The 23,142-nt window shown below is 74.5% G+C and carries 16 protein-coding genes; 4 read left to right on the forward strand and 12 right to left on the reverse strand.

The window, feature by feature from the left end; genetic code table 11:
- The first annotated feature begins 110 nt into the window (after nt 1–110).
- Genes ettA through BUE44_RS04225 form a run of 3 tightly spaced genes read left to right on the forward strand, consistent with a single transcriptional unit; the run spans nt 111 to nt 2,889 of the window.
- On the forward strand, nt 111–1,775 hold the full coding sequence (gene ettA, locus BUE44_RS04215; RefSeq protein WP_073493827.1) for an energy-dependent translational throttle protein EttA: 1,665 nt from the start codon (nt 111–113) through the stop codon (nt 1,773–1,775).
- Entirely contained in the window at nt 1,775–2,200 is a 426-nt protein-coding gene (locus tag BUE44_RS04220; protein ID WP_073493829.1) for an acyl-CoA thioesterase, read from the forward strand. Before ettA ends, BUE44_RS04220 begins: the two co-directional genes overlap by 1 nt.
- On the forward strand, nt 2,197–2,889 hold the full coding sequence (locus BUE44_RS04225) for a hypothetical protein (protein WP_073493831.1): 693 nt from the start codon (nt 2,197–2,199) through the stop codon (nt 2,887–2,889). Before BUE44_RS04220 ends, BUE44_RS04225 begins: the two co-directional genes overlap by 4 nt.
- Nucleotides 2,890–2,915: 26 nt before the next feature.
- Here BUE44_RS04225 and BUE44_RS04230 read toward each other — a convergent pair whose 3' ends face one another.
- The 4 genes from BUE44_RS04230 to BUE44_RS04245 form a co-directional block, all read right to left on the reverse strand.
- The gene (locus BUE44_RS04230; RefSeq protein ID WP_235001900.1) at nt 2,916–3,872 is read right to left on the reverse strand and encodes an ABC transporter ATP-binding protein; all 957 of its coding nucleotides are present in this window, start codon (nt 3,870–3,872) and stop codon (nt 2,916–2,918) included.
- A gap of 125 nt (nt 3,873–3,997) precedes the next feature.
- On the reverse strand, nt 3,998–6,781 hold the full coding sequence (locus BUE44_RS04235) for an FtsX-like permease family protein (RefSeq protein ID WP_073493835.1): 2,784 nt from the start codon (nt 6,779–6,781) through the stop codon (nt 3,998–4,000).
- Nucleotides 6,782–10,078 carry an ABC transporter permease gene (locus tag BUE44_RS04240; protein WP_073493837.1) on the reverse strand — a complete coding sequence of 1,099 codons (3,297 nt, stop codon included), beginning with the start codon at nt 10,076–10,078 and terminating at the stop codon, nt 6,782–6,784.
- 114 nt (nt 10,079–10,192) lie between these two features.
- The gene (locus tag BUE44_RS04245) at nt 10,193–10,597 is read right to left on the reverse strand and encodes a globin (RefSeq protein ID WP_073493839.1); all 405 of its coding nucleotides are present in this window, start codon (nt 10,595–10,597) and stop codon (nt 10,193–10,195) included.
- Nucleotides 10,598–10,670: 73 nt separating this feature from the next.
- On the opposite strand from BUE44_RS04245, the gene BUE44_RS04250 reads away from it, so the two are divergent.
- Entirely contained in the window at nt 10,671–11,591 is a 921-nt protein-coding gene (locus BUE44_RS04250; protein WP_073493841.1) for a methyltransferase domain-containing protein, read from the forward strand.
- 12 nt (nt 11,592–11,603) lie between these two features.
- Here the strand turns inward: BUE44_RS04250 and BUE44_RS04255 are convergent, their stop codons facing one another.
- The 8 genes from BUE44_RS04255 to BUE44_RS04290 form a co-directional block, all read right to left on the reverse strand.
- Nucleotides 11,604–12,557: an FHA domain-containing protein gene (locus BUE44_RS04255; protein ID WP_073493843.1), complete on the reverse strand. Its 954-nt coding sequence runs from the start codon at nt 12,555–12,557 to the stop codon at nt 11,604–11,606.
- Between the two features lie 90 nt (nt 12,558–12,647).
- Complete coding sequence (locus BUE44_RS04260; protein ID WP_073493845.1) at nt 12,648–13,991, reverse strand: vWA domain-containing protein; 1,344 nt, start codon at nt 13,989–13,991, stop codon at nt 12,648–12,650.
- A 56-nt stretch (nt 13,992–14,047) separates the two neighbouring features.
- A complete protein-coding gene (locus tag BUE44_RS04265) occupies nt 14,048–15,301 on the reverse strand; it encodes a PP2C family serine/threonine-protein phosphatase (RefSeq protein WP_073493847.1) in 1,254 nt (417 codons plus the stop codon).
- A gap of 4 nt (nt 15,302–15,305) precedes the next feature.
- Nucleotides 15,306–17,939: a serine/threonine-protein kinase gene (locus tag BUE44_RS04270; protein ID WP_073493849.1), complete on the reverse strand. Its 2,634-nt coding sequence runs from the start codon at nt 17,937–17,939 to the stop codon at nt 15,306–15,308.
- A 231-nt stretch (nt 17,940–18,170) separates the two neighbouring features.
- The gene (locus BUE44_RS04275) at nt 18,171–19,451 is read right to left on the reverse strand and encodes a hypothetical protein (RefSeq protein ID WP_073493852.1); all 1,281 of its coding nucleotides are present in this window, start codon (nt 19,449–19,451) and stop codon (nt 18,171–18,173) included.
- Between the two features lie 30 nt (nt 19,452–19,481).
- Nucleotides 19,482–20,447 (reverse strand): glutamate ABC transporter substrate-binding protein, encoded by a 966-nt coding sequence (locus tag BUE44_RS04280; protein WP_235001901.1) that lies wholly within the window; start codon nt 20,445–20,447, stop codon nt 19,482–19,484.
- Between the two features lie 56 nt (nt 20,448–20,503).
- On the reverse strand, nt 20,504–21,955 hold the full coding sequence (locus tag BUE44_RS04285; RefSeq protein WP_079189478.1) for a hypothetical protein: 1,452 nt from the start codon (nt 21,953–21,955) through the stop codon (nt 20,504–20,506).
- Between the two features lie 187 nt (nt 21,956–22,142).
- Complete coding sequence (locus tag BUE44_RS04290) at nt 22,143–23,138, reverse strand: N-acetylglucosamine kinase (protein WP_073494521.1); 996 nt, start codon at nt 23,136–23,138, stop codon at nt 22,143–22,145.
- Nucleotides 23,139–23,142 lie beyond the last annotated feature (4 nt).

Genomic DNA, 23,142 nt, shown 5'->3' on the forward strand with positions numbered 1-23,142 from the left:
CGGAGGTACTCATTCGCCCGCAGGGGTGGACGTACGGCAAGATGGGGTGTATCTGCCCTCACGCGGCGGAGCCGCACATTGGCCCTTCTCGATCTGCCGGACGGTTTCTCTTGGCTGAGTACATCTACACGATGCGCAAGACGCGCAAGGCGCACGGCGACAAGGTCATCCTCGATGACGTGACGCTGAGCTTCCTGCCGGGCGCGAAGATCGGTGTGGTCGGTCCCAACGGTGCCGGCAAGTCCACCGTGCTCAAGATCATGGCGGGGCTGGAGCAGCCGTCCAACGGCGACGCGTTCCTGTCGCCCGGCTTCAGCGTCGGCATGCTGCTGCAGGAACCGCCGCTGGACGAGTCCAAGACCGTGCTGGAGAACGTGCAGGACGGTGTCGCCGAGGTCAAGGCGCAGCTGGACAGGTTCAACGAGATCGCGGAACTGATGGCGACGGACTACTCCGACGCGCTGCTCGACGAGATGGGCAAGCTCCAGGAGAAGCTCGACCACTCCAACGCCTGGGACCTGGACGCGCAGCTCGAGCAGGCGATGGACGCGCTGGGCTGCCCGCCCGGCGACTGGCAGGTGACCACCCTGTCCGGCGGCGAGAAGCGCCGGGTGGCGCTGTGCAAGCTGCTGCTCGAAGCGCCCGACCTGCTGCTGCTCGACGAGCCCACCAACCACCTGGACGCCGAGTCCGTGCAGTGGCTTGAGCAGCACCTGGCCAAGTACGCGGGCACCGTCGTGGCCGTGACCCACGACCGGTACTTCCTGGACAACGTGGCGCAGTGGATCCTGGAGCTGGACCGCGGCCGCGCGATCCCCTACGAGGGCAACTACTCCACCTACCTGGAGAACAAGGCGTCCCGGCTCAAGGTCGAGGGCCAGAAGGACGCCAAGCGGCAGAAGCGGCTCAAGGAGGAGCTGGAGTGGGTCCGCTCCAACGCCAAGGGCCGGCAGGCCAAGTCCAAGGCGCGACTGGCCCGCTACGAGGAGATGGCGGCCGAGGCCGACAAGATGCGGAAGCTGGACTTCGAGGAGATCCAGATCCCGCCGGGCCCGCGACTGGGCGCCATCGTGGTCGAGGTCCAGCACCTGTCGAAGGCGTTCGGCGACAAGGTGCTGATCGACGACCTGTCCTTCACCCTGCCGCGCAACGGCATCGTAGGCGTCATCGGCCCCAACGGTGCGGGTAAGACCACGCTGTTCAAGATGCTCCAGGGCCTGGAGGAGGCCGACTCCGGCGTCATCAAGGTCGGCGAGACGGTGAAGATCTCCTACGTCGACCAGAACCGCGCCAACATCGACCCGAAGAAGACGCTGTGGGAGGTCGTCTCCGACGGCCTGGACTACATCAACGTCGGCCAGGTCGAGATGCCGTCGCGCGCCTACGTGTCGGCCTTCGGCTTCAAGGGCCCCGACCAGCAGAAGCCCTCGGGCGTGCTGTCCGGCGGTGAACGCAACCGGCTGAATCTGGCCCTCACCCTCAAGCAGGGCGGCAACCTGCTGCTCCTCGACGAGCCGACCAACGACCTCGACGTCGAGACCCTGTCGTCGCTGGAGAACGCGCTGCTGGAATTCCCCGGCGCGGCGGTGGTCGTCTCCCACGACCGGTGGTTCCTGGACCGGGTGGCGACCCACATCCTGGCCTACGAGGGCAACTCGAAGTGGTTCTGGTTCGAGGGCAACTTCGAGTCCTACGAGAAGAACAAGGTCGAGCGGCTCGGCGCCGACGCGGCCCGCCCGCACCGCGCCACGTACAAGAAGCTGACGCGCGGCTGATGGCACGCCACATCTTCCGCTGCCCGCTGCGCTGGGCGGACATGGACGCCTTCGGGCACGTCAACAACGTGGTCTTCCTGCGGTATCTGGAGGAGGCCAGGATCGACTTCATGTTCCGCCTGGCGCCGGGCGAGGGAAGCGCGTCCTTCACCGGCGGTTCCGTCGTGGCACGGCACGAGATCGACTACCTGCGCCCGCTGGTGCACCGGCACGAGCCGGTGGACATCGAGACGTGGGTGACCGACATCTCGGCGGCGTCGATGACGGTCCGCTACGAGGTGAAGGACGAGGCGACGGTCTACGCGCGGGCCTCGACCGTCGTGGTGCCGTACAACCTGGCCCTGGCCCGGCCGCGGCGGATCACCTCCGAGGAGCGGGCCTTCCTGGAGAAGTACCGCGACGATGACGGGGCCGTCGTCGTATGACCGCAGTCCGGCTGGCCCTGGGGCACGGCGACGGCGGCGACACCGCGGGGGAGGCGGCCGACCTGGCCGCCTTCCTCGGGCGGTTGGTGCGCTGGGACAAGGCGGCCGTGGTGCGGCTGCGCTCGGCGGCCGGCGAACCGGCGCTCGGGGTCTTCGGGCACCCGCCGTTCGGCGGTGTCCTCGCCGTGCGCAGCACCGCGGTGCGCGGCGACGAGTCGGTGGCCGCTGCGGTCGACGCGACGGTGTCGGCCGGGCAGCTGCTCGAAGCGGTCTCCGCGGCGGCCGAGGGCTTCGAGCTGCCGCCGTCCGTGACCGGTCCCGCGTGGGCGGGTCTGCTGCCGCCGCGTGGCGGCTGGCGGCGGACGGCGGAGTTCGACCCGGGCCAGGTGCGGAAGGCGGCGGCCGAGGCGGTCGCGGAATTCCGGGCCCGTACCGAGGAGCTGCCGCCGCAGGAGCGGACCCGGGCGGCGCTCGACGCGCTCGCGGAGGAGCTGTGGAACCGGCCCTACCAGGGCACCACCGTGCGGGTGGTGCACGCGGCGCACGCGCTGGGCTTCCTGCGCGGCGACGGTGACGACGCCGTCACGCTGCTGGAGGCGGGACCGTGGACGCGGCTGCGTACCGGATACGGCTCGGTGGCGGTACGGCGCGAGTCGGCCGCGGTGGGCCTGAGCTTCTCCCCGGCCTGAGGCAGACCCCGGCCAGCCGGCCCCGGTCAGTCCTGCCGGCTCTCGGGGTGGTCGTCGGGGCGGACGGTGATGTGGTCCTGCTGGAGTTCCAGCAGGACGCGGCGGCGGATCTCCAGGGCCTCGGTGTAGTCGCGCGGGAGCTGCAGCCGGCCGGCCCGGTCGACGGTGGCGTATTCCCTGGCCACCACCGACTCCCGGCCGTGCTCGTCGATCTCGGTGCGCCGGACGACCTCCGAGGCCGTGCGGCCGTCCCTGATGGCGACCGTGCGGTGCACCGCGTCGGCGACGGACTGGTCGTGGGTGACGACCACGACGGTGGTGCCGAGCTGTTCGTTGGCGGTGCGGAAGGCGCCGAAGACCTGCTCGGCGGTGGCGGAGTCCAGCTCGCCGGTGGGCTCGTCGGCGAGGACCACGGCCGGGTCGTTGGCCAGGGCGACCGCGATGGCGGCCCGCTGCTGCTCGCCGCCCGACATCTGGGCCGGGCGCCGGTCGTGGCAGTGGGAGACGCCGAGGATGCCGAGCAGTTCGGCGGCGCGGGCCGCCCGCTGCCGCTTGTGCCGCAGCCCGCCGCGGCCGGACAGCTGCATGGGCAGGACGACGTTCTGCGCGGAGGTCAGATACGGCAGCAGGTTGCGCGAGGTCTGCTGCCAGATGAAGCCGACGACCTCCCGGCGGTAGCGGAGCCGGGACTTGGCGTCCATGGCCAGCAGGTCGTAGCCGCCGACCGAGGCCGCGCCCGCCGTGGGGACGTCGAGCCCGGCCAGGATGTTGAGCAGGGTGGACTTGCCGCTGCCCGACGCCCCGACCAGCGCCATCAGTTCGCCCTTGCCCACGAGCAGGTCGAGGCCCTGCAGGGCCTGCACCTCGACGCCGTCGGCGGTGAAGATCCGCACCAGCCGGTCGCAGCTGATCAGCGAGTCCTGGCCGTACGCGGGCCCGTCGCGGTGTTCCGCGACCTGCCGTTCCAGCTCCGCGAGGCTCACCGGGGCAGGGGCCCTACCCGCGGCGGACCGCGCCGCCCCACCTGCCGAGGAGACCACCTCACCTGCCGAGAACCCCGACACACCCGGAGCGCCCGCGTCCGGCTCCCCCGTCGTCCCGTGTCCGCTCATGTCGTCCGGTCACCCGCTCTCAGCTCGGTGCTCTCTCGGCGTCGCCCGCTCAGCCAGGCCTGCCCCAGCAGCACCGCGCAGGCGAGGAGCAGCAGGACGGCCGAGGGAAGGGCGAGGGACCAGGGGTCGGCGCGCAGGCCGATCCCGGTGGAAGGCTGCGGCGTCTCGCGCCCGCTGCTGCCGAAGGTGAGGGCGTGCAGGTCGATGCCGGGGCCGAGCAGCGGAACGACCGCGAGGCCCACCAGCACCCCGCCCACGGCGGCGAGCAGCACCTGGGGCAGCGACTCGAGCAGCACCAGCCGCCGGGACTGCCGCTGCGGCATCCCCAGGGTGCGCAGCCTCGCCAGCAGAGCCAGGCGGCCGGGTGCCGCGGCCATCAGCGACAGCAGCAGCGCGAGCACGCTGTAGCCGGCGCCGGCCGCGACCGCCGCCAGGTAGAGGGCGCGGGCGCCGCGCTGCAGCGGGTTGTCGGACAGCTCCGCCCGCTTGTCGCTTCGCAGCTCCACCGTGGCCGGGCTGCTGCTGCCCGCGGTGGCCTTCCGCAGCGCGGCCGCGTCGATGTGCTGCCCGTGCGCGGCGCCGGCCAGCAGCAGGGTGGGGCCGCCGTACTGCGGGTACGCGGCGAGCCGCGGGTGCTGCGCGTGGAGCTGCCGCCCCGAGATGATCACGAAGTCGCCGTCGCCGACGGCGGGAGTGGCCGGCAGGGTCGCCGCCGCCCTGATGCCGCTGATGCCGACACCGGTCTCGACCGGTTTCGTGGCGCCGCCGAGCAGGTCGGCGATCCTCGGTGAGACGACGGCGGGCAGCGGGCCGTGTGAGCCAGCGGCGACCTCGGCGCCGAGCGTGCCCGCGGGGAAGGCGGGCATGCCCGCCACGCGGGTGATGCGCGCGTAGACGGCCGGGTCGTCGATGATCAGCAGGTCGAAATTCAGCTGGATGTCCTGGTTGGCGGCGTGCGGTTCGACCCGGACCGCGGCCACCTCGCCGACGCCCCGCACCTTCGCGACCCGCGCGGGCAGCCCGGCGTCCAGCGGGTAGATCGAGTCGACCCGGGCGTCGCCGCCGACCGCCGCGGCGGCGGCCCGGTCCCTGCCGTGGCTGATCCCGGCAAGCACCGAGCCGCCGAAGGACGCCACGGTCAGCGCCACCAGCAGCGCCAGCAGCGGCAACTGCCCGCCGGAGGAGGCCCGGCCGGCCCTGGCGAGCCCGAGGTGCGCCACCGCCCCCCGAAGCCGTGCCGCGGGGCGTGCCAGCCGGCGCAGCGGCAGCGGGTAGAGCCGCAGCAGCACCAGCGCGCCGGCCACCGCGACCAGCACGGGTGCCGCGGCGAGGAAGGGGTCGGCACCGTCGGCCGTCCCGCGCCGCCGCAGCGCGGCCACCGCGCCGGCCACGAGCACGGTCACGGTCAGTTCGAGCACCAGCCTTCGCCGGGAGGGCCGAAGCGCCACCAGGTCCTCGCGTTCCGCGGGCCGGGGCCGCCGCACGGCCAGCGTGGCCCGCAGCGGCATCGCCAGCGTCCCGGCCGCGGTGACCAGGGCGCCTAGCGCCAGCGCGGCCGCCGAGCGTCCCGTGGGCAGCGCCAGCAGCGCCAGCGCGGTGCCCGCCGCCCCGGCCGGTACCGCCGCCGCCGCGGTCTCGGTGACCAGCCGCAGGAAGATGCCGCGCAGCGAGCCGCCACGGGAGCGCAGCAGCGAGAGGTCGCCGCGCCTGCGGTCCGCGGCCAGGGCCGCCGCCATCAGCAGCACCGCGAAGGCCGTGGTGCCCACCCCGAAGGCGGCGATGAGCACCAGCGGCCGGGAGGCCGTCCGGTCGCCGGCGAAGCCGTACAGGACCGAGCCGACCCCGGCCACGGCGTGCAGTGACGGTGAACCGGTGGACGTGGCCAACTGCGTCGCCAGCGGCCCGTTGCCGAGTGCTGCCAGTTCGGCGCGCAGCGCGGGCACGTCGTGGGCGGTCAACGGCGCGGCGTCCAGCGGGTGGTGCCAGTACATCGAGGCGCCCGTGCCCAGCAGCGGCAGGGAGCGGGCCGCGGTGGGGTCGATCAGGACGGTGAAGTGCCAGTACGTGTGGGGCGGGTCGATCGGCAGGTGCGGCGGGTAGCTGACCAGCGGGGCGAGCAGGTCGTCGTCCGTGGTCCAGTAGCCGGCCGCCGGGTCCCGGGGGACCACGATGCCGCTGATCGTGACCGTCAGCGGGTTCGCGCCGAATTTCCTCAGGTGCACGCGCTGGCCCACCTTCAGGCGCAGCACCCGCGCGGTCTTCTCGGTGACCATGCCGTCCAGGGCCAAGGCGGCCGGACCTCCCGAGGGCTCGGGCCGGGGCAGCGCGCCCGCGACCACCCGCACATGACCGGCCAGGCCCGCCTGCGCCACCAGGTCGGCGCCCGGGGCATGGTCGGAGGTGCGGGGCAGCTCCGGGTCGGGGACCTCGGCCTCGGCGCCGGACCGCACGCCCTGCACGACCTCGCTGGGGGTGATGCGCAGCGGCGGGCTCAGCAGGCGGCGGAAGTCCCGCTCCACCTCGTCCAGGCTGCCGGGCCGGAGCCTGTCCTCGCCCGCCGGGTCGCCCGCGGTGTCGTAGTCGTCGGACAGCGACACGCCGCGGTCCCGGGGCGCGGCGTCCGTGACGGCCTGCCGCAGCGCCCGGTCCTCGTAGCGGTCGACGGCCCGCGGCAGGGCAGCGCCGAGGAAGGCGGTGACCAGGACCAGGGCGGCCAGTGCGAGCGCGCTCGCGGGGGCGGCACGCAGCCGGGTCCGCAGCCAGGAGTCGGTGAAAGGCATTCAGTCCTCCGCCTGGTGGCGCAGCGCCGCCGCCGGTTCGCCGCGCCGCGTCGCGGTGGCGACGAGGACCAGCAGGGGGGCGGCGAGGAGCACGGCGAGCAGTTCGGCGAGCCGGCCCGCCGGCAGCTCGATCACCAGCGGCGGGACCGGGCGGGCGGCCTGTCCGGTCAGCACGATCAGCGGGGTGATCAGCCGGGTCAGGAAGGTGCCGAGCACCAGGCCCACGGCGAGCGAGACGAGCACCAGCAGGCCCTGCTCCGCGGCCAGCATCCGGGTGAGGCTGCGGCGCGGTGCCCCCAGGGCGCGCAGCACGGCGAATTCGGTGCGGCGCTCGCGGGCGGCGCCCATCGCGCCGACCGCGAAGCCGACAGCGGCCAGCACCGCCGCCGCGATCACCGCCGCGGGCAGCGCGGACTGCGGGCCCGCGCCCAGCGGGTCGGCCCGCAGGTCCGCCGCCGTCTCGGCGCGGTCGAGGACGGTGTCCACGTCGGTACGGGCGCGCAGCGCGGCCGCGGTACGGCTCGCGGTGCCCGGCGCGGTGGCCAGCCACCATTCGTTGGGCTGCATCGGCAGGCTGCCGGCGGCGGCCAGCACCCGGTTGACGGCCCGCAGGTCGAGCAGCAGCGCGCCCGACTCGGCCGGGTCGGTGCCGGGCAGCGCCCGTACCGCCGAGCTGATGACCACCGGCGTCGTCGTATTGCCGAGTTGCACCTGGACGGTGTCGCCGACCTTTGCCCCGACCGCCCGCAGGTAGCCCTCGGTGGCCACCGCCTTGAGCGGCGGGGGAGCCGGCGTGTGGGGGCTCACCCGTACGGTCGCGCCGCTCTGCTGGAAGCTGTCGGTGCCGCCGGAGAAATGGCCGGTCCGGTAGCCGAAGGAGAGCAGTGCGGCGCCGCCGGCCCGGGGGGCGGTGGCGCTGGGGCGGACGGCGTCGGGGACGTCGCCGAGCGGGCTGTCGTCGAAGTCCGCCGTGGCCCCCCACGCCCCGCCGCCCGGTGCCCGCAGCGCCGCCACCGTGCCGTCGGCCAGGGCGACCCGGGCCGACGCGAGGGTGAACTGCCGGGTCTCGGACACGGCGGGCACCTCGTAGGACGACTCGAACCGCACCAGCCGCAGCGGGCCCGCGGGGGTGCCTTTGCCCGCCGCGGTGGCCAGGTCGAGGGTGAGGGTGTGCGGGCGGCCGTCCGGTGGCAGGTCGCCGACCGCGAAGTCGTAGGGCACGCCCTCGGCGTCGACCACCGCGACGCTGACGTGGTCCGGCCGGTCGCCGGCGCCCGCGGGTCCGCCGTGGAGGGCGGTGGCCGTCAGGGTGGCTCGGAAGGTCACCTGGCGGGCTGCCGCGTCGAGGGCGAGGCCCTGGATGTCGGGCGCGGTACGCAGCGGTGCCAGCAGCGCGGGCAGCGGGCGGCCGCCGGTCAGGTCGGACCTGAGGCGCATCGCGCCCGCGGCCTTCGCGGTGTCCACGACCAGGGCGGTGGCCTGCTGGTCGCCCTGCAGCAGCAGGCTCTCGCGGGCGGCGGGCGCGGCCGCGGTGATGCCGGGCACGGCGGTGAAGATGCCGGCCTGGCCGAAGGGCGGCGTCGTCATGGCGGTCACCCGCAGGTCGGCGCCCACGGCGAAGTCGGCCTGGTCGCGCTGCGAGCGGTCCCAGCTGGCGCCCTGCCCGATGGAGAACATGCCCATGGCCACGGCCAGCACCAGCAGCAGCGCGGCGGCGGCCCCGCGCCGGGGGCGGCGGGCCAGCTGCCATCCGGCCAGCGCCAGGGCGAGGCCGCTGCCGCGGGCCGCGCGGCGCTCGCCGAGCCGGGCCGCGGGCGGCAGCAGCCGCAGCACCAGGACGGTGCCGGCGAGCAGGCACAGCGCGGGCGCGGCCACCAGCACCGGGTCGATGCCGAGGCCGCCCGACCGGTCGGAGTTCAGCGCGCCGCCGCCCGACGCCCGGCGCTGGAGCTGCCAGTACGCGACGCCGGCGATCACCAGCAGCCCGAGGTCGGCGCCGGCCTGGAGCGCACCCGGCAGGCGGCCGCGCCGGGTGCGTGCGGTGGTGGCGGTGGAGCGCAGGGCCGGCACGACCACCGCGAGCGCGCAGGCCAGTGCGGCGGCGCCGGCCACCAGCCAGGCGCCACCGGTCCCGCCGCCGTCGAGGGTGACACCGGTGCGGGCCATCGCCCCGGTGCCCGCCAGGAGCCGGGTGACCGGTCCCGCGAGCAGCGGCGCGACCACTGCCGCGGGCAGCGCCAGGAGCAGGGCCTCACCGGCGGCGAGCCGGGCCACCCGGCCGCGCGAACCGCCGCGGGCGCGCAGCAGCGCCGTCTCGCCCGCTCTTTCCTCCGCGAGCAGCCGGGCGACCAGCAGCAGGGCGAAGGCGGCGAGGATGATCAGCTGGAAGGCGCCGATGAGCAGCGTGGAGCGGGTCACCAGCAGGCTGCGGCGCAGCCCGTCGAGCAGGTCGGGCAGTCCGGTGCTCGCCTGCGCCGCGCCGGTGGCCCGGTCGGCCTTCAGCCGCGCGGTGGTGTCCTGGACGGCCGCTTCGAGGGTGTCGAGACGGGCGGCGCTCGCGCCCCGGAAGTCGCCGGTGGCCTGCCAGGACATCTCGTCGGCGGTGACCCGCCCAGAGGCGAAGGTGCCGGGGTCCGCGAGCAGCGGGCCGTAGGTGGTGAAGGCGAGGGTGTGGACACCGCGCCCGGCGAGCGGGTCGAGCTGCCAGTAGGGCGCGCCGAGGTCGGCGGGCCGGTAGACGCCGGTGACCACGGTCCGCAGCGGCGGGCCGCCGAGCCGGTCGGCCAGCGTGATGTGCCGGCCCGCGGCAATGTGCAGAGCCCTCGCAACGGTTTCCGGCACCGCCACGTCGACGGTTGCCGCGCCCTTGGCGGCGGCGGCCGGCCAGCTCCCGCCGACCAGTTCCAGCCGCGCGCGGTCGAAGGTCTCCAGCAGCGTCAGGTCCGGGTCGGGGTTCTTGGCCGCGCTCGCGGGTCGCAGGGCGGTGGGCAGACCGTAGGGACCCGACCTGGTGCTGGCGCTGACCTGCGAGGGCAGCGTGCCGAAGGCCCGGACCAGCTCGCCGCGTATCGCCTTGTCCACAGCGGCCGGGTCCCTGCCGGTCAGGGACGCCTTGACGTCGAAGGTCGACCTGTCGGCGGCCTGGTGCTGCAGGGTGCGGCGCAGCGCGGCGTCGCCGATCGCGCCGGTGTAGGAGGCGAGGGTCGCCAGCACGCAGGTGGTCAGCACCACGGTGAGCAGGGCGGCGGCCAGCAGCAACCGGTGGGCGCGGACGCGCAGCAGAACGAATCCGGTCACCCGTGCCGCCCCCGTCCCCCGTCGCTGACCGGATCTTCTCAACACACGGGGCCGTGCTGAAACATGTCGGAGATTGTCGCAATACGATCGTGACCGGCCCGGACGCGGGTCCGCTCAGCCGGGGGTGTTCACCATCGAAGCCGCGGCATACACCAGGTAGTCCCACAACTGCCGCTCGTGTTCGGGTGCGAGGTCCAGCTCGTCGACCGCCGCGCGCATGTGGCGCAGCCAGGCGTCGTGCGCGGCCCTGTCGACCTGGAAGGGCGCGTGGCGCATCCGCAGCCGCGGGTGGCCGCGCTCGTCGCTGTACGTCCGCGGGCCGCCCCAGTACTGCGACAGGAACAGCCGCAGCCGCTCCTCCGCCGGGCCGAGGTCCTGCTCGGGATACATCGCGCGCAGGTCGGGGTCGCCCGCCACGCCCTGGTAGAAGCGGTGCACGAGCCGGCGGAAGGTGTCCTCGCCGCCGACCAGCTCGTAGAACGTCTGCTGCTCGACCGTGCCGTGCGGGATCTCAGTCACCCCACCATGGTCGCAGACGGCCCGGCCGAGGACCCGGGTCGTAGGACCCCTGCCGCGGAGGCACGATGGAGGGATGGCAGGGTCGGCTCAGGACCAGCGTTTCCGGGCGGCGGCCGCCGCGCTGCGGCACCGGATGGTGCGCCGCATCGTCTCCGGCGGCGGGCTCGCCGACCCGGCCTGGCGGGCCGCCTTCGCCGAGGTGCCGCGGCACCTGTTCGTGCCCGAGTACTACCGCGGGGTCGCCGACGGCGGATACGGGCGCTACGCCGCGGACGAGCCCGACGCGCGGCGGCGGCTGCGCTGGCTGACGGGCGCCTACTGCGACCAGCCGATCGCCACGCACGTCGAAGGCGGCGAGCTGGTCTCCTCCAGCAGCCAGCCGTCGCTGATGGCGCTGATGTGCGAGGCGCTCGACGTCCGCGAGGGCCAGCGGGTGCTGGAGATCGGCGCGGGCACCGGCTACAACGCGGCGCTGCTCGCGCACCGGCTCGGCGGTACGGGCGCGGTGACGACCGTCGACCTGGACCCGGCGATCACCGCCTCCGCGCGCGAGCACCTGGCCGCGTACGGCACCCCGGAGGCCCTGTCGGTCACCGTCGTCACCGGCGACGGGGCGCTCGGCTGGCCGCCGGGGGCGCCGTACGACCGGGTGATCGCGACCTGCGAGCTGCCCGCGGTGCCGCCGGCCTGGACCGGGCAGTGCCGGCCGGGGGCGCGGATCCTGGCGCCCTTCGCGGCCGGCCTCGTGCTGCTGACCGTGCTGGGGCCCGGCAGGGCCGAGGGGCGCTTCCTGCCCACGCCGGCCTATTTCGTGCCGCTGCGCGGCCGGGGCGCGGGGATCCCGCCGCCCGCGGTGGGCGGCGACTCCTCGCTGCCCGACCGGCACCCGTCGCGCAGCCGCTTCGGGCTGACCGTCGAGGGCCGCCGCCAGTGGATCTGGCTCGACAGCCCGCAAGGGCCGGACACCTGGCCGGTACCGGCCGCTCGGGGGTGAGCCACGGGCCTGTCAGATGCGGTGCAGGGTGATGGTCGTCCAGGCGCCGACGTGGACACGGTCGCCCTCGGCCAGCGGGATCGGGGTGTAGGCGGGGATCGGGTCCTCGGCGAGGTTGACCGTCGTGCCGTTGGTCGAGTCCTGGTCGACCACCGACCAGGAGCCGTCGGGCTGCTGGACCAGCACCGCGTGCTTGTGGGAGACGCCCGGGTCCTCCGGGGCGCGTGACAGGTCGATGTCGGGCGCCTCGCCCGTGCTGTGCCGCTGCCGGCCGATGGTGATCTGGTGGCCGGTCAGCGGCAGCTCGAACTCGGGGGAGAAGGCGGGGAAGTACAGGCCGCTCGCGTCGGGGCCGCTGCGGGCCATCACCGCGGTGAAATACTCCCGGTCGGCCGCGATCACCGCCAGCCAGGCCGTGCCCCTGCCCGGTGCGGCCGCCGGCGGCGAGGCGGCCGCGGACGTGCCGGGACCGTGCGGCGGGGCGGGGGCGGCCGTCGCCGCGCTCGGCGGGTCGAGCAGGAAGTCGCCCGAGCCGGAGGTCACCGTGACCGACTCCGACGGCAGCGGTTCCGCGGGCCGGTTGACCCGGGAGGGCCGCGACAGCTGCGAGTCGTAGCGCTGGTAAGGCGGCCCGTCCGGTGCGGTCGGGGCGATGTGTGGCGCCTGCGGGACGAAGGTGGTGGCCGAATGCGTATGGAAGTTGTAGCGGCACTCCTCGCAGAACAGCGCCATGCCCTCCCGCGGCGTCCCGCACGCCGGGCACAGCTGCGCCGGCCCCTGGCCTCCGGCGCCCGCCGGGTCGTAGCCGAAGGCCGGCTGCGGCGAGACCGGCGGCGTCGAGGAGGAGGACGCCGCCGACGACGGAGGCCGCGAGCTGTACGACGAGGACGGCGGCGCGGGCATCCGCATGCCGCAGGTCTCGCACCAGTCGGTGGCCGTGGACTCGTGGCCGTTAGGACAAAGCATCGTGCCGGCTCCCCCTCCGCCCCCCGGGGCGGATCCACAGGTTGTGCGCGAAGCTGCTGCGTGACGCCGCCCTCGGGCGCCCCTCCTGCGCTATTTCTTCACCCGCACGGTCTTCGTCGACCGTGTCTCCAGGGTCATCTCGTCGGCGTCGGCGACGCGGGCCTTGAGCCGCACAGTACCGCTCGCCGCGTCGACGACGTCGACCACCTTCGCCAGCAGCTTGGCGGTGTCCTCGTTGCCCGAGGCGCTGGCCAGCTGCACCGCGCGGCCCAGTTTGGCCGTCGCGCCGTCCATGTCACCGGACTTGCGCGCCTCCAGGCCCTGCTGGATGACCTGGGCCAGCTCCGCCTGCCCGGTGTAGTGCGCGACCTGCGGGTTGATACGAGTGGACGCCGCCATGTCGTCGGTCCACAGCGCCCGCACCAGGCCCTGCGCCAGCACCTGCGGGGTGCCGTCGGGCTGCGGCAGCACCAGGGACAGCCGGGCGGCGAGCATCTCCTGGCCGACGCCGGCGTTGGGCACCCGGACGCACACGTGGTAGTCGCGGGACTCGTCGCCCCACGAACCGGTCGGGTAGTCGCCGGCCCGCGGACCCGCCTCGGTACGGCGGCCGGTGAGGTCCTCCACGACCGGGGCGACCTGTTTGACGAAGGCGATCTCGGAGCCCTGCGGGGTCCACAGCCGCAGGCTGACGTCCGCGACCTCCTTGCCCATCGCCTTCTCCATCATCGCCTGGAAGTCGGCCGCCAGGCCCGCGGGGTCGGCGACGATGTCCACCGAGCCGAGCAGCGCAGAGGCGATCCCGGTCAGCTCCTTGACCTCCCAGTCGGTGCCCACACCGCGGGCGTCGCAGGTGAAACGGCCCGCGCAGATGTCGAGGGCGGACCGCAGCTCCTCCGGCTTCTCGTGCTCGTTGCGGCCGTCGGTCAGCAGGATCCCGTGGCGTATTGCCGCGTCGCCCGACGACAGCAGCTTGTCGGCCAGCCGCAGCCAGGTGCCGATCGCGGTGCCGCCGCCGGCGGTCAGCCGCCGCAGCGCCTGCTTGGCCTGGGCGCGGGTCTCGGGACCGGCCACCGCCAGAGCGCCGTTGGCCGGGTAGACCTCGCGCGCCACATGGGTGCCGGCGATGACGGCGAAGGCGACGCCGTCGCGTATGGCGTCGATCGCGACGGCCGTCGCGTCCCGCGCGTTGCGCATCTTGGTCGGCGGATACTCCATCGACCCCGAGCAGTCGACCATGATCACCACGCCTGCGTCCGGCGCGCTCCGCCCGCCGGTCGCGGCACCGGGCAGAGGGTGGCCGCCGGTGGTGCCGCCGCCGGTCGAGGTGACCGTGACGATGGCGTTGACCTCCCGGCCGCCCTCCGGCAGGTATTCGTTCTGATAGACGTCGACCGAGAACTGCGGCACGTTCGACTTCGAGAGAATGGCCATCGCTTCCTGCGCTCCTTAAAGCCCGTTCACAGCCCCGCCCAGCTTTTTTCCGGAAGCTACGCGGGGGGGAATCCTGCCCGGGACACGGTGGCCGGGAACGGCAGCACCGCGACCGTTACGTTGTCGTGGCCGCCGCCGTCCAGCGCGACACCCAGCAGGGTGCGCGCGCTGTGCAGCGGGCGGCTGCGCGCGTCGACCGGGATCGCCTCGGCCATCTCGGCGGGCGACTCGGCGTAGTTCCACAGCCCGTCGGTGCACACCACGATCACCCCGGGGCCCTCCGGCTGGAAGGCGGCCACGTGCGGGTCGACCTCGACGGCGTCCGCACCCAGCCAGCCGGTGATCGCGTGCGCCCGCTCGTCGGCGTACGCCTCCGCCTCCGACATCAGGCCCGCCGCGACCATCCTGGCCGCCCATGAGTCGTCCTCGGTCAGCCGCGCGGCGGGCAGCGTGCGGTCGTCGGGGATCCAGTACGCGCGGCTGTCGCCGATCCAGCCCACCGTGAAGACCGGTCCGGTCACGACCGCGCTGACGCAGGTGCAGGCCGGGGCGTTGTGGTGCGGAACGCCGCCCGGCGGCTCCTCCTCGGCGGCCAGCGCGGTCACCGCCTCGAAGGCCGACATCAGGGCCGCGCGCATCGCGTCCTCCGCCGGGGTGCCGCGCTCCAGCGCCGCGAGCAGCGACGCGCGGCCCGCGGCGGACGCGGCCGCCGAGGCGTCGTCGGGGCGGTAGGCGGTGGACACGCCGTCGCACACCACCGCGGCCACCGCGGGGGTGCCGTCCGGCAGCGAGGCCGTGGCCACCGCGAAGGCGTCCTCGTTGCGGTGGTGGCGCAGCCCGCGGTCGCTGACCGCCGCCACGCCCTCCAACTCCTGCTCCTGGTGGTCGCGCTGGCGCGGCTGGGCGTGCCCGCAGTGCTCGCAGTAGCCGTCGTCGTCCACCCCGCCGAGCCCGCACGCCACGCACACCGGTCCGTCGGGCACCTGCGGCTCCTCGCGGGGGTCGGCCGGCCGGGCGCCGGGCAGCACGACGCCGAGGGCGAGGGTCCCGCCGTCGTCCGTCGCGGGCGCCCTGGCCGGCTTGGGCGGTGCCAGGACGAAGGCGTCGGTCGCCGGGCCCTGCCCGTCGGCGTCCGCCCCGCCGGACGGCTCGGGAGCGGACGGCGCCGCGGCCGCCGGCGGCGGCGCGGTCACGTCGAGACCGCAGCTCCCGCAGTAGCGGTCGTCCGCGTCCAGCGGGTCCGCGCAGTTGGGGCACAGGGACGGCGTGACGGACTGCGTCGCCCGCGCCGACTCGGGGAGTGGTGGCATCTGGTTACACCCACGTCCTGGGGCGGAAGCGGTTGGCGCGTTCCACCAGTTCGATCCTCGTACTGCCCTGCTGGGCGAGCCTTGCCAGGACCCGGTACGAGCGTTCGAGGCCGAACCGCAGGCCCCGCTCGGTCATGTCGGCGCCGAGCACGTTCTGGGCGCCGGATGCCGACGACGGTACGCCCGCGGGCGCCGCGGTGTGCTCCCCGACACGGCCGGCGAGCACCCAGTCCAGTGCGCTGCCGAGCACCTCGGTGACCAACTGCTCGCGCCGGTCGGAGTCCAGGCCCTGCCGTTGCAGCGCCTCGACCTGCAGACCCGCGGCCCGCAGATCGGTCAGCAGCGGCTCGTGCGGCGAACGGTCCCGCAGCCGGGCTCTGATGGCGGCGACCCGCGCGGCCGTGTAGTGGATGGAGGACTCCGGCACCGACTCGAGCGCGGCGACCGCGCCCGCCCGGTCGCCGGACGCCAGCAGCACCCGGGCCAGGCCGAAGGCGGCGCTGACGTAGCTGTGGTCGCTGATCCACACCAGCCGGTAATATTCCGCGGCATTGTCCAACTGGCGCAGCACCTCGGCGCATACGCCCAGCGCCAGCTTCGGCGCCGGCTCGCCGGGGAAGGCGTCGTAGACCGCGTCGAAGCTCAGCGCGGCCGTCTCGTGGTCGCCGGTGCACAGCGCGACGAGGCCGCGGTGCCACACCACCCGCCAGTCCGCGTTGTCGTCGGGGTCGGCGAGCGAGCCGAGCACCTGCTGGGCGCCCTGGGCGTCGCCGAGTTCGAGCCGGGCGCGGACCTCGCGCAGCCGCCGCTCGACCGAGTCGACCGTCGCCGACCGCAGGGCGGTGACCATCTCGCCGGGGGCCGCGGCGGAAAGCCCGGCCAGGAAACCCGCGTTGGGGTCGCCGGGGTCGACGTGCGGCACGGGCAGCGCGAGGACGGCCGCGGTGGTGTCGAGCCGCGCGACCACCGGGAGCCGCGGCGGCCCCCACGACGGGGCGGGCGCCGCCGCCGGATACCCGCCGGGGCCGGGCAGTTGCGCGGGCACCGCGCCGGGCGGCAGACCCGCTCCCATTGCGGAGCCCGCTCCCATTGCGGAGCCCGCGCCTATTGCCGAGCCGTTCGCCCCCGCGCCGTTCGCCCCGCCAGGTGCCGCGGACTGCGCACCGGCCCTGTCGCGGCGTCTGGCGGCCTTCTCCAGCGCCCGGTCGGCGCCGAGCGCAGAGGCGTCACCGGCCACCGCGCGTACCAACTCGGTGTCCACCACCCGCAGTTCCGGGCCGAACAGGGTGGACAGGGCGGGCCGCTGCACCCCGGTCTCCAGGGCGACGACCTCCCGCAGCACCCCGAGCAGCTGGTCGGACATCTCCTCGGCGGAGGCGAACCGCTTCCCGGGGTCGGGGTCGGTGGCCCGCACCAGGAGCCGGTAGAAGGACTCGTAGCGGGAGAAGACCTCGATGTTGCCCGGGTCGGGCAGGCTGTCGACGAAGACGTTCGTGTAGCCCTGGAAGTCGAAGGTCAGCACGGCGAGGGTGCGGGCGACGGTGTAGAGGTCGGAGGCGACCGACGGGCCGACCTCGGCGACCTCCGGGGCCTGGTAGCCCACCGTGCCGTAGATCGCCGACTCGGTGTCGTCCATGCGGCGGACCGCGCCCATGTCGATGAGTTCGAGCCGGTCCTCGGTCTGGATGGCGTTGTCGACCTTGAAGTCGCAGTAGAGCAGGTTGCGGCTGTGCAGGTGGCCCAGCGCCTCCAGCGCCTCGATGGCGAAGGCGATGGCCTGCGCGACCGGCAGCGGGGCACGCCTGCCGTCGGGGGCGCGGCGCTCGTTGGCGATCTCCTTGAGCGACTTGCCACCGACGTAGGCCATCACGATGTAGCCGTCGAGGGTGCCGGTGCGCTGGTCGAGGTGCTCCACGAAGTTGTAGATCCGGACGATGTTGGGGTGCTCGATCTCGGCCAGGAAGCGCCGCTCGGAGACCGCCGCGGCCAGCGCGTCCTCGTCCCCCGTGTCGAGCAGGCCCTTGAGCACCACCCAGCGGTCGGAGACCGCGCGGTCCACGGCCAGGTAGATCCAGCCGAGGCCGCCGTGCGCCAGGCAGCCCACCACGTGGTACTGCCCGTGCACCACGTCGCCGGGGCGCAGCTTGGGCGAGAACGAGTACGGGTGCCCGCACTTGGTGCAGAAGCCCTCGGTGCGCCCCGGGCGGTCACCGCGGCTGCGGCCCACCGGCGCCCCGCAGTCGCCCTTGCTGCAGAACCGCTTGCGCTCCGGCACCTCGGGGTTGGCCAGCACCGCGGCGGCCGGGTCGGGCCGCGGCACGGTGGGGACGCTGACCAGGCCGGCGCCGAGCTTGCCGCGCCCGGAACCGGCCGAGCCGCTGCGGCTGCTGCGCACCGACACCGAGCGGCCGGTGGCGGACCCCGCGAGCGCCTGCGAGAGTCGGCCCGACACCGAGCGCCGCGAGGCCCGGGAGGACGACTTCGAGGACCGCGAGGAGGTGGAGGTGGACGTACGCCCCGAGTCGGCGCCCGGCGCCCGCGGCGGCTGCGCGGGGGACGAGGCGTGAGCGGGCGGCGCGGCCGCGGCCGCCAGAGGTGCGAGGCCGCAGGTGTCGCAGTACAGCTCGCCGCCGCCCATGTCCTCCAAGGTCCCGCCGCAGCCGGGCCGTTGGCACTTGCTCACTGTGTCCCCCTCAGCCTTTCCCCTGATGTGCCACCGCCGCCGGACCCGGATCCGGCGCCCTCGCGCGAACTGCTCACGACCCCGTCCCGACCGGCGGGACCGGGTCCCCACCGGCTACGACGGTCGTACCGTACGCGACGGTTGCGCATCCCGCGGGAACCGCGGGCGACACCCGCGGGCACCGGATCAACGCCGGTCCTGGGGCGGGCGCTGGGCGCCGCTCTCGGCCACCGCCTGCTGGTAGCGCTGCACGGTCCGCTCCGCCGCCGCCAGGTCGCAGGGCGCGCTCCACAGCAACCGCCGCGCCTGGTCGTAGCGTTCGATCAGCAGCGGGTCCTCGGCCATGCCGAGCCTGGCGACCTTCGCGCGGTAGGCGTCGAGCCGGCCGCGCAGCTCGGCGCGCACCGCCAGCGGTGCGGTCACCGCGGTCAGCGACTCCCTGGCCCGCAGCAGCTCGTCGTCGGCGTGCTGCTCCAGGCTGTCGAGCAGCGGCGAGAGCCGGTGCCACTGCGCGGACCTGGTGAATTCCTCGGCCATCGCGAGCCGTTCGTGCAGGACGGACGCCGGGCCGCTGACCGCGGGCACGTCCGAGGCGAGGATCTTCGAGAGCACCTCCACGCGGGCGCTGCGCGCCTCGGTCAGGGTGCGGTCCGCGCGGGACAGCACATCGCGCAGCCGCCCGAGCCGGTGCTTCGCGTCGTCCCTGACGTGCATCACCGCCTCGACTTCGCGGCGGATGCCGTCCAGCTGCCGGCCGGCCTCCTCGTAGCGGGAGGTGTCGGGGCGGCCTGGCGCGGGCCGGGCCCGCCAGAAGGCCAGCGGGTCGGACACGGACTGCGCGCGCAGCTCGGTCAACTCCGCGATCAGCTCCTCCAGTTCGTCGCCCGACGGGTGCGCCCCCGGGCGCACCCCCACCGCGTGGGCCAGCGAGCGCACCCGCTGCGTCTCGGCGGCCAGCAGGTCGATCCTGGCGGGCAGCGCCGACCACACGGAGTCGGCGGCGGCGACGGTCTCCATGGCCTGCTCGTACCAGGTGTTCATCCGGGCGAGCAGCTGCTCCAGGCTGTACCGCTCGGTCAGCCGGGCGGGGCCCGTCAGCGAGCGGGCGGCGTCCGGCACGGCCTCGCCGGTCACGCTGACGCCCTCGCCGCGCAGCAGCTCGGTGAGCTGCCGCAGCTCGGTCTGGGTCGGCCAGCGGCGGCGGGAGCGGATCTCCCGGGCGGTGGCGAGGGCGTCGGTGTACGCCTCGAAGTGCGTCCACAGCGCGGTGATCGCCGCGTCGGTCGCCGCCCAGCGCTCCTTGGTGACGCCGGTCAGCTCCGCGCCCTCCAGCAGCCGGCGGCCGGAGTGGTCCTGGAGGGAGAGCAGCGAGGACTCGATCGCCTCGTGCTCGGTGGCCAGCCGTGCCAGGGCACGGTCGACGTCCTCGCGTCCCATCACCGGCCCGGAAGGTCCAGCGACCGCCATCACGCCCTCTCTTCCCACCTGCCCCCGGCCCTATTTGTACAACGGCACGGGCGGCTTGATGCCCGGTAGATCGGCCTCCAGCCAGTGGTGGTAGGAGGCCTGCCACGAACCGTCGGCACGATAGGCGTTGAGCACCTTGTTGACCCGCCGCACCAGGTCGGTGTCGGCCAGGTTCATGGCCACACCGTACGGCTCGTCGGTGACGGTCTTTCCCACCAGGTGCACCGCCGGGTCCTGGGCGGCCTGTCCGGCGCCCAGCGCGTTGTCGGTGAAGACCGCGTCGGCCAGGTGGAGTTGCAGCTGCACCAGGCAGTCGAGCTGGTTGGCCACCAGCATCACGTCGGCACCGTGGCGGTCGCCCTGCAACTTCTTCTGGCCCGTCGAACCCGTCGCGGTGCAGACCGTCCTGCCCCGCAGCGAGTCGTCGAAGCCGGTGATCGAGGACCCGCCCGAGGTCAGGATCTGCTGGCCGGCGGTGAAGTAGGCGGTGGAGAAGGCGACGTCCTTGAGCCGCTCGCAGTTGATGGTCATCGTGCGGACGACCATGTCGACCGCGCCCGACTTGATGTCCTTGATCCGGTCGGCAGTGGGCACCGTCAGGTACTGCACCGCGTTCTCGTCGCCCAGGATGTCCTTGGCTATGGCCTTGACCAGGTCGATGTCGAAGCCGGCGAGGTCGCCGGTGGCCGGGTCGCGGAAGCCCCAGAGGTAGCTGTTCTGGTCGACGCCGACCTTCAGCTTGCCGTACTTCCTGATCCGGGCCACCGCGGCGCCCGTGGTGCTGCCCAGGTTCGGGTCGAGGCTGCGCTCGGGCTGGGTACAGGTGCCGGAGCCGTCCTGCGTCGCGGCGTACTGCGCCCAGGTCACCTGTGCGGGGCGGCCCGCGGACAGGGGCGCAGGGTCGTCCTGCAGCGGGACGAGTGCGCCGAGGAGGGCCAGCGTGCAGGCCGCCGCCATGCCCGCGACTCCGCCCCAGCCGCGCCGATGTCCGCCCACCGTCCGTCTCCTTCCCGCTCGCGCCGCGTCCGTGCGCGGTGTCGCCGGCACCCCGGTCACCGGTATTCCGACAGCCGGCGGCCGATGCCGAGCAGCGCGCCCGCCGCGGCGATCACCGCGAGGGCCGCCGCTCCGTACGGCAGCAGGGTCAGGGCCCCGCGACCGCTGTCCGCGGCGGACTTGAACTCGTCCTGTTCGTGCGCGACCGCGGTCTGCAGGCTCGTGTCGACCGCGTCGAAGCAGGAGCCGGTCGTCTGGTCCACCGTCTTGCCGCTGCTGTCCTTGCCGCCGATGACCTTGGCGACGGCCGTGGTGTAGTCCCCGGCCTTGTCGCTCGTGCGCTCGGCGGTGTGCCGGGCGCGCCAGGTCTGCACGCCGGTGATCGCCGCGTTGACGGGGGCGCTGCCCGCCGAGTCGTCCGCCAGCCGCAGCGCGTCGGCCAGCTCGCCGCCGACACCCTTGGGGTCCTTGCCGGCCAGCAGGGTCATGCCGTCGGCGAAGTTGTTCTCGTAGTCGTCACCGGACCCGCGGGCCACCAGCGTCAGGTTCTCGTCGCCACGGGCCTGCAGGACGCTGATCCGCGCGTTGTTGAGCACCTGCATCGAGCGGGCGCCGTGCGCGGCGGAATTCTCCAGCTCCGCGCGGGCCACGGTGTGCCCGGCGACGAGCCACAGCAGCACCACCGCGGAGGCCGCGCTGGCGGCCAGCATGCCGTGGTTGAACACCCGGTTGGTCCGCCGGTAGTGGCGGCGCTGAGCCCACAGCAGGGCGCCCAGCGCGACCGCGCCCAGCCCCCAGGAGACGTAAGGCAGCGCCTTGGCACGGGTGTAGTCGCGGCCGAGGCGGTCGTTCTCGATCTGGTAGAGCCGGTCGGCCGAGGACAGCAGGCCGTGGGGCTTGCGCATCTGGCTGTTGGCATAGCGCAGGTAGGCGCCGCCGACCGGCAGGCCCTGCCGGTTGTTGGTCTGCGCCGCGGTCACCAGCTCGACGTATTTGGGCAGTTGCCAGTTGAGTGCGGCGATCTCCGCGCGGGCCTGCGGGGAGCCCTCGCTGTTGGCCGCGGCCTCGGTGATCAGCTTGGAGGCGTGGGTGATGTCGTTCTCGTAGCGGTCGGAGACCTTCTCGGGCAGCTCGCCGCCGACCAGGAAGCCGCCGGTGACGGTGGCGTCCGCGTCGGCGAGCGAGCGGTAGATCTCCGCGGCGGTCGCGCTGAGCGGGGCGCTGTGCTTGACGACGTTGTCCGCCGCGGTGGAGCGGTCGGTGACCTGATACGCGGTGGTCGCGCCGAAGGCCACCACCAGCACCGCGAGCGCGGCGCCGATGATCCGCAGCCGGCCGGGCTCGGTGGTGGCCGCGGCCCGCAGCCGGGCGGCGGACTCCACCCAGGCACGCCGCCGGCCCGGGCCGGGAGCACCGGGCGGCGGCGCGGGCACGGTGCCCCGCGGCGCGGGCCCTCCCGCGCCGATGCGCACGTCAGGGCCCGCGCTCCCGGTCGGCGTGTGCGTCACATACCCTCCCCCGGGTCCGACTTGCCGCCATGCGGAAGTCACGCTTGTCAGGCAGCAGTATGGCCGCAGTCGATGCCGTACCTCCACCGGCCCGGTGATCTCGGCCGGTCACTACCCGCCTCCGCCTGATCACACGCGTCCCGTACGGGTTCGGTTCCGCCGCCGCCCGATCCCTTCCGGCAGCGGCTCAGCCGTAGTGCGCCCGCAGGGTGGCGTGCGCCTGCGGCGGCGCCGCCAGCTGGTCGAGGCCCAGCAGGGCCGCGCCCAGCACCGGCGGCGCGGTCACCACCTTGGTCCGCGCCTTGGGGGCGCGCGCGGTGAGCCGCTCGGCGAGGGTGTCCATGAGATACGGGTTGCGGGCCGTCATCACCCCGCCGCCGAGCACCACGTCGGCCTCCTCGCCGAGCAGGTCGAGGCGGCCGAGCGCGACCACGGCGAGCGCCGCGATCTCCTCGGCCTGCCGGGCCAGGATCGTCCTGGCCACCGGGTCGCCGGCGTCCGAGGTCGCGAAGAGCACCGGCGTCAGCTCGTACTTCCGCTCGGCCGGCAGCACTTCCAGGTGCAGCGCCTCGATCAGCGCGTACATCGACCCGAGGCCGAAGTGCGCGGGCAGCGTACGGGCGAGGTCGGTCGGTTCGCCGCGGCCGTCCTCGGCCCTGGCGGCGTACCACAGCGCCTCGTCGGCCAGTCCTGAACCGCCGCCCCAGTCACCGGATATCTTGCCGATGGCCGGAAACCTGGCGGTGCGTCCGTCCGGCAGCATGCCGACGCAGTTGATGCCCGCGCCGCACACCACCGCCACGCCGCGCGGCTCGTCGACGCCGGCCCGCAGGATCGCGAAGGTGTCGTTGGCGACCCGGGTGGTGTGCGCCCAGCCGCGGGCGTGCACGGCCGCCTCCAGGCGCTGCTCCTCGACGGGCAGGTCGGCGTTGGCCAGGCACGCCGAGGTGTACGCGACCAGCGGCCGTCCGTCGCCCGCGCCTTCCGGGGTGTCGAGCCCGGCGTCCGCCGCCGCCCGCGCCACGATCTCGGCGACCGCGGCCACGGCGGGGCCGACACCGACCACGGGCGGCTGGAAGCCGCCGCCGCGGGCGGCGCCGAGCACCCGCCCGTCGGCGGCCACCAGCGCCACGTCGGTCTTGCTGTTGCCCGCGTCGATGGCGAGCACGCCGCCGGGGACCAGCGGC

Origin of the sequence: Actinacidiphila paucisporea, from assembly GCF_900142575.1 — a bacterium.
GTDB classification, from domain to species: domain Bacteria; phylum Actinomycetota; class Actinomycetes; order Streptomycetales; family Streptomycetaceae; genus Actinacidiphila; species Actinacidiphila paucisporea.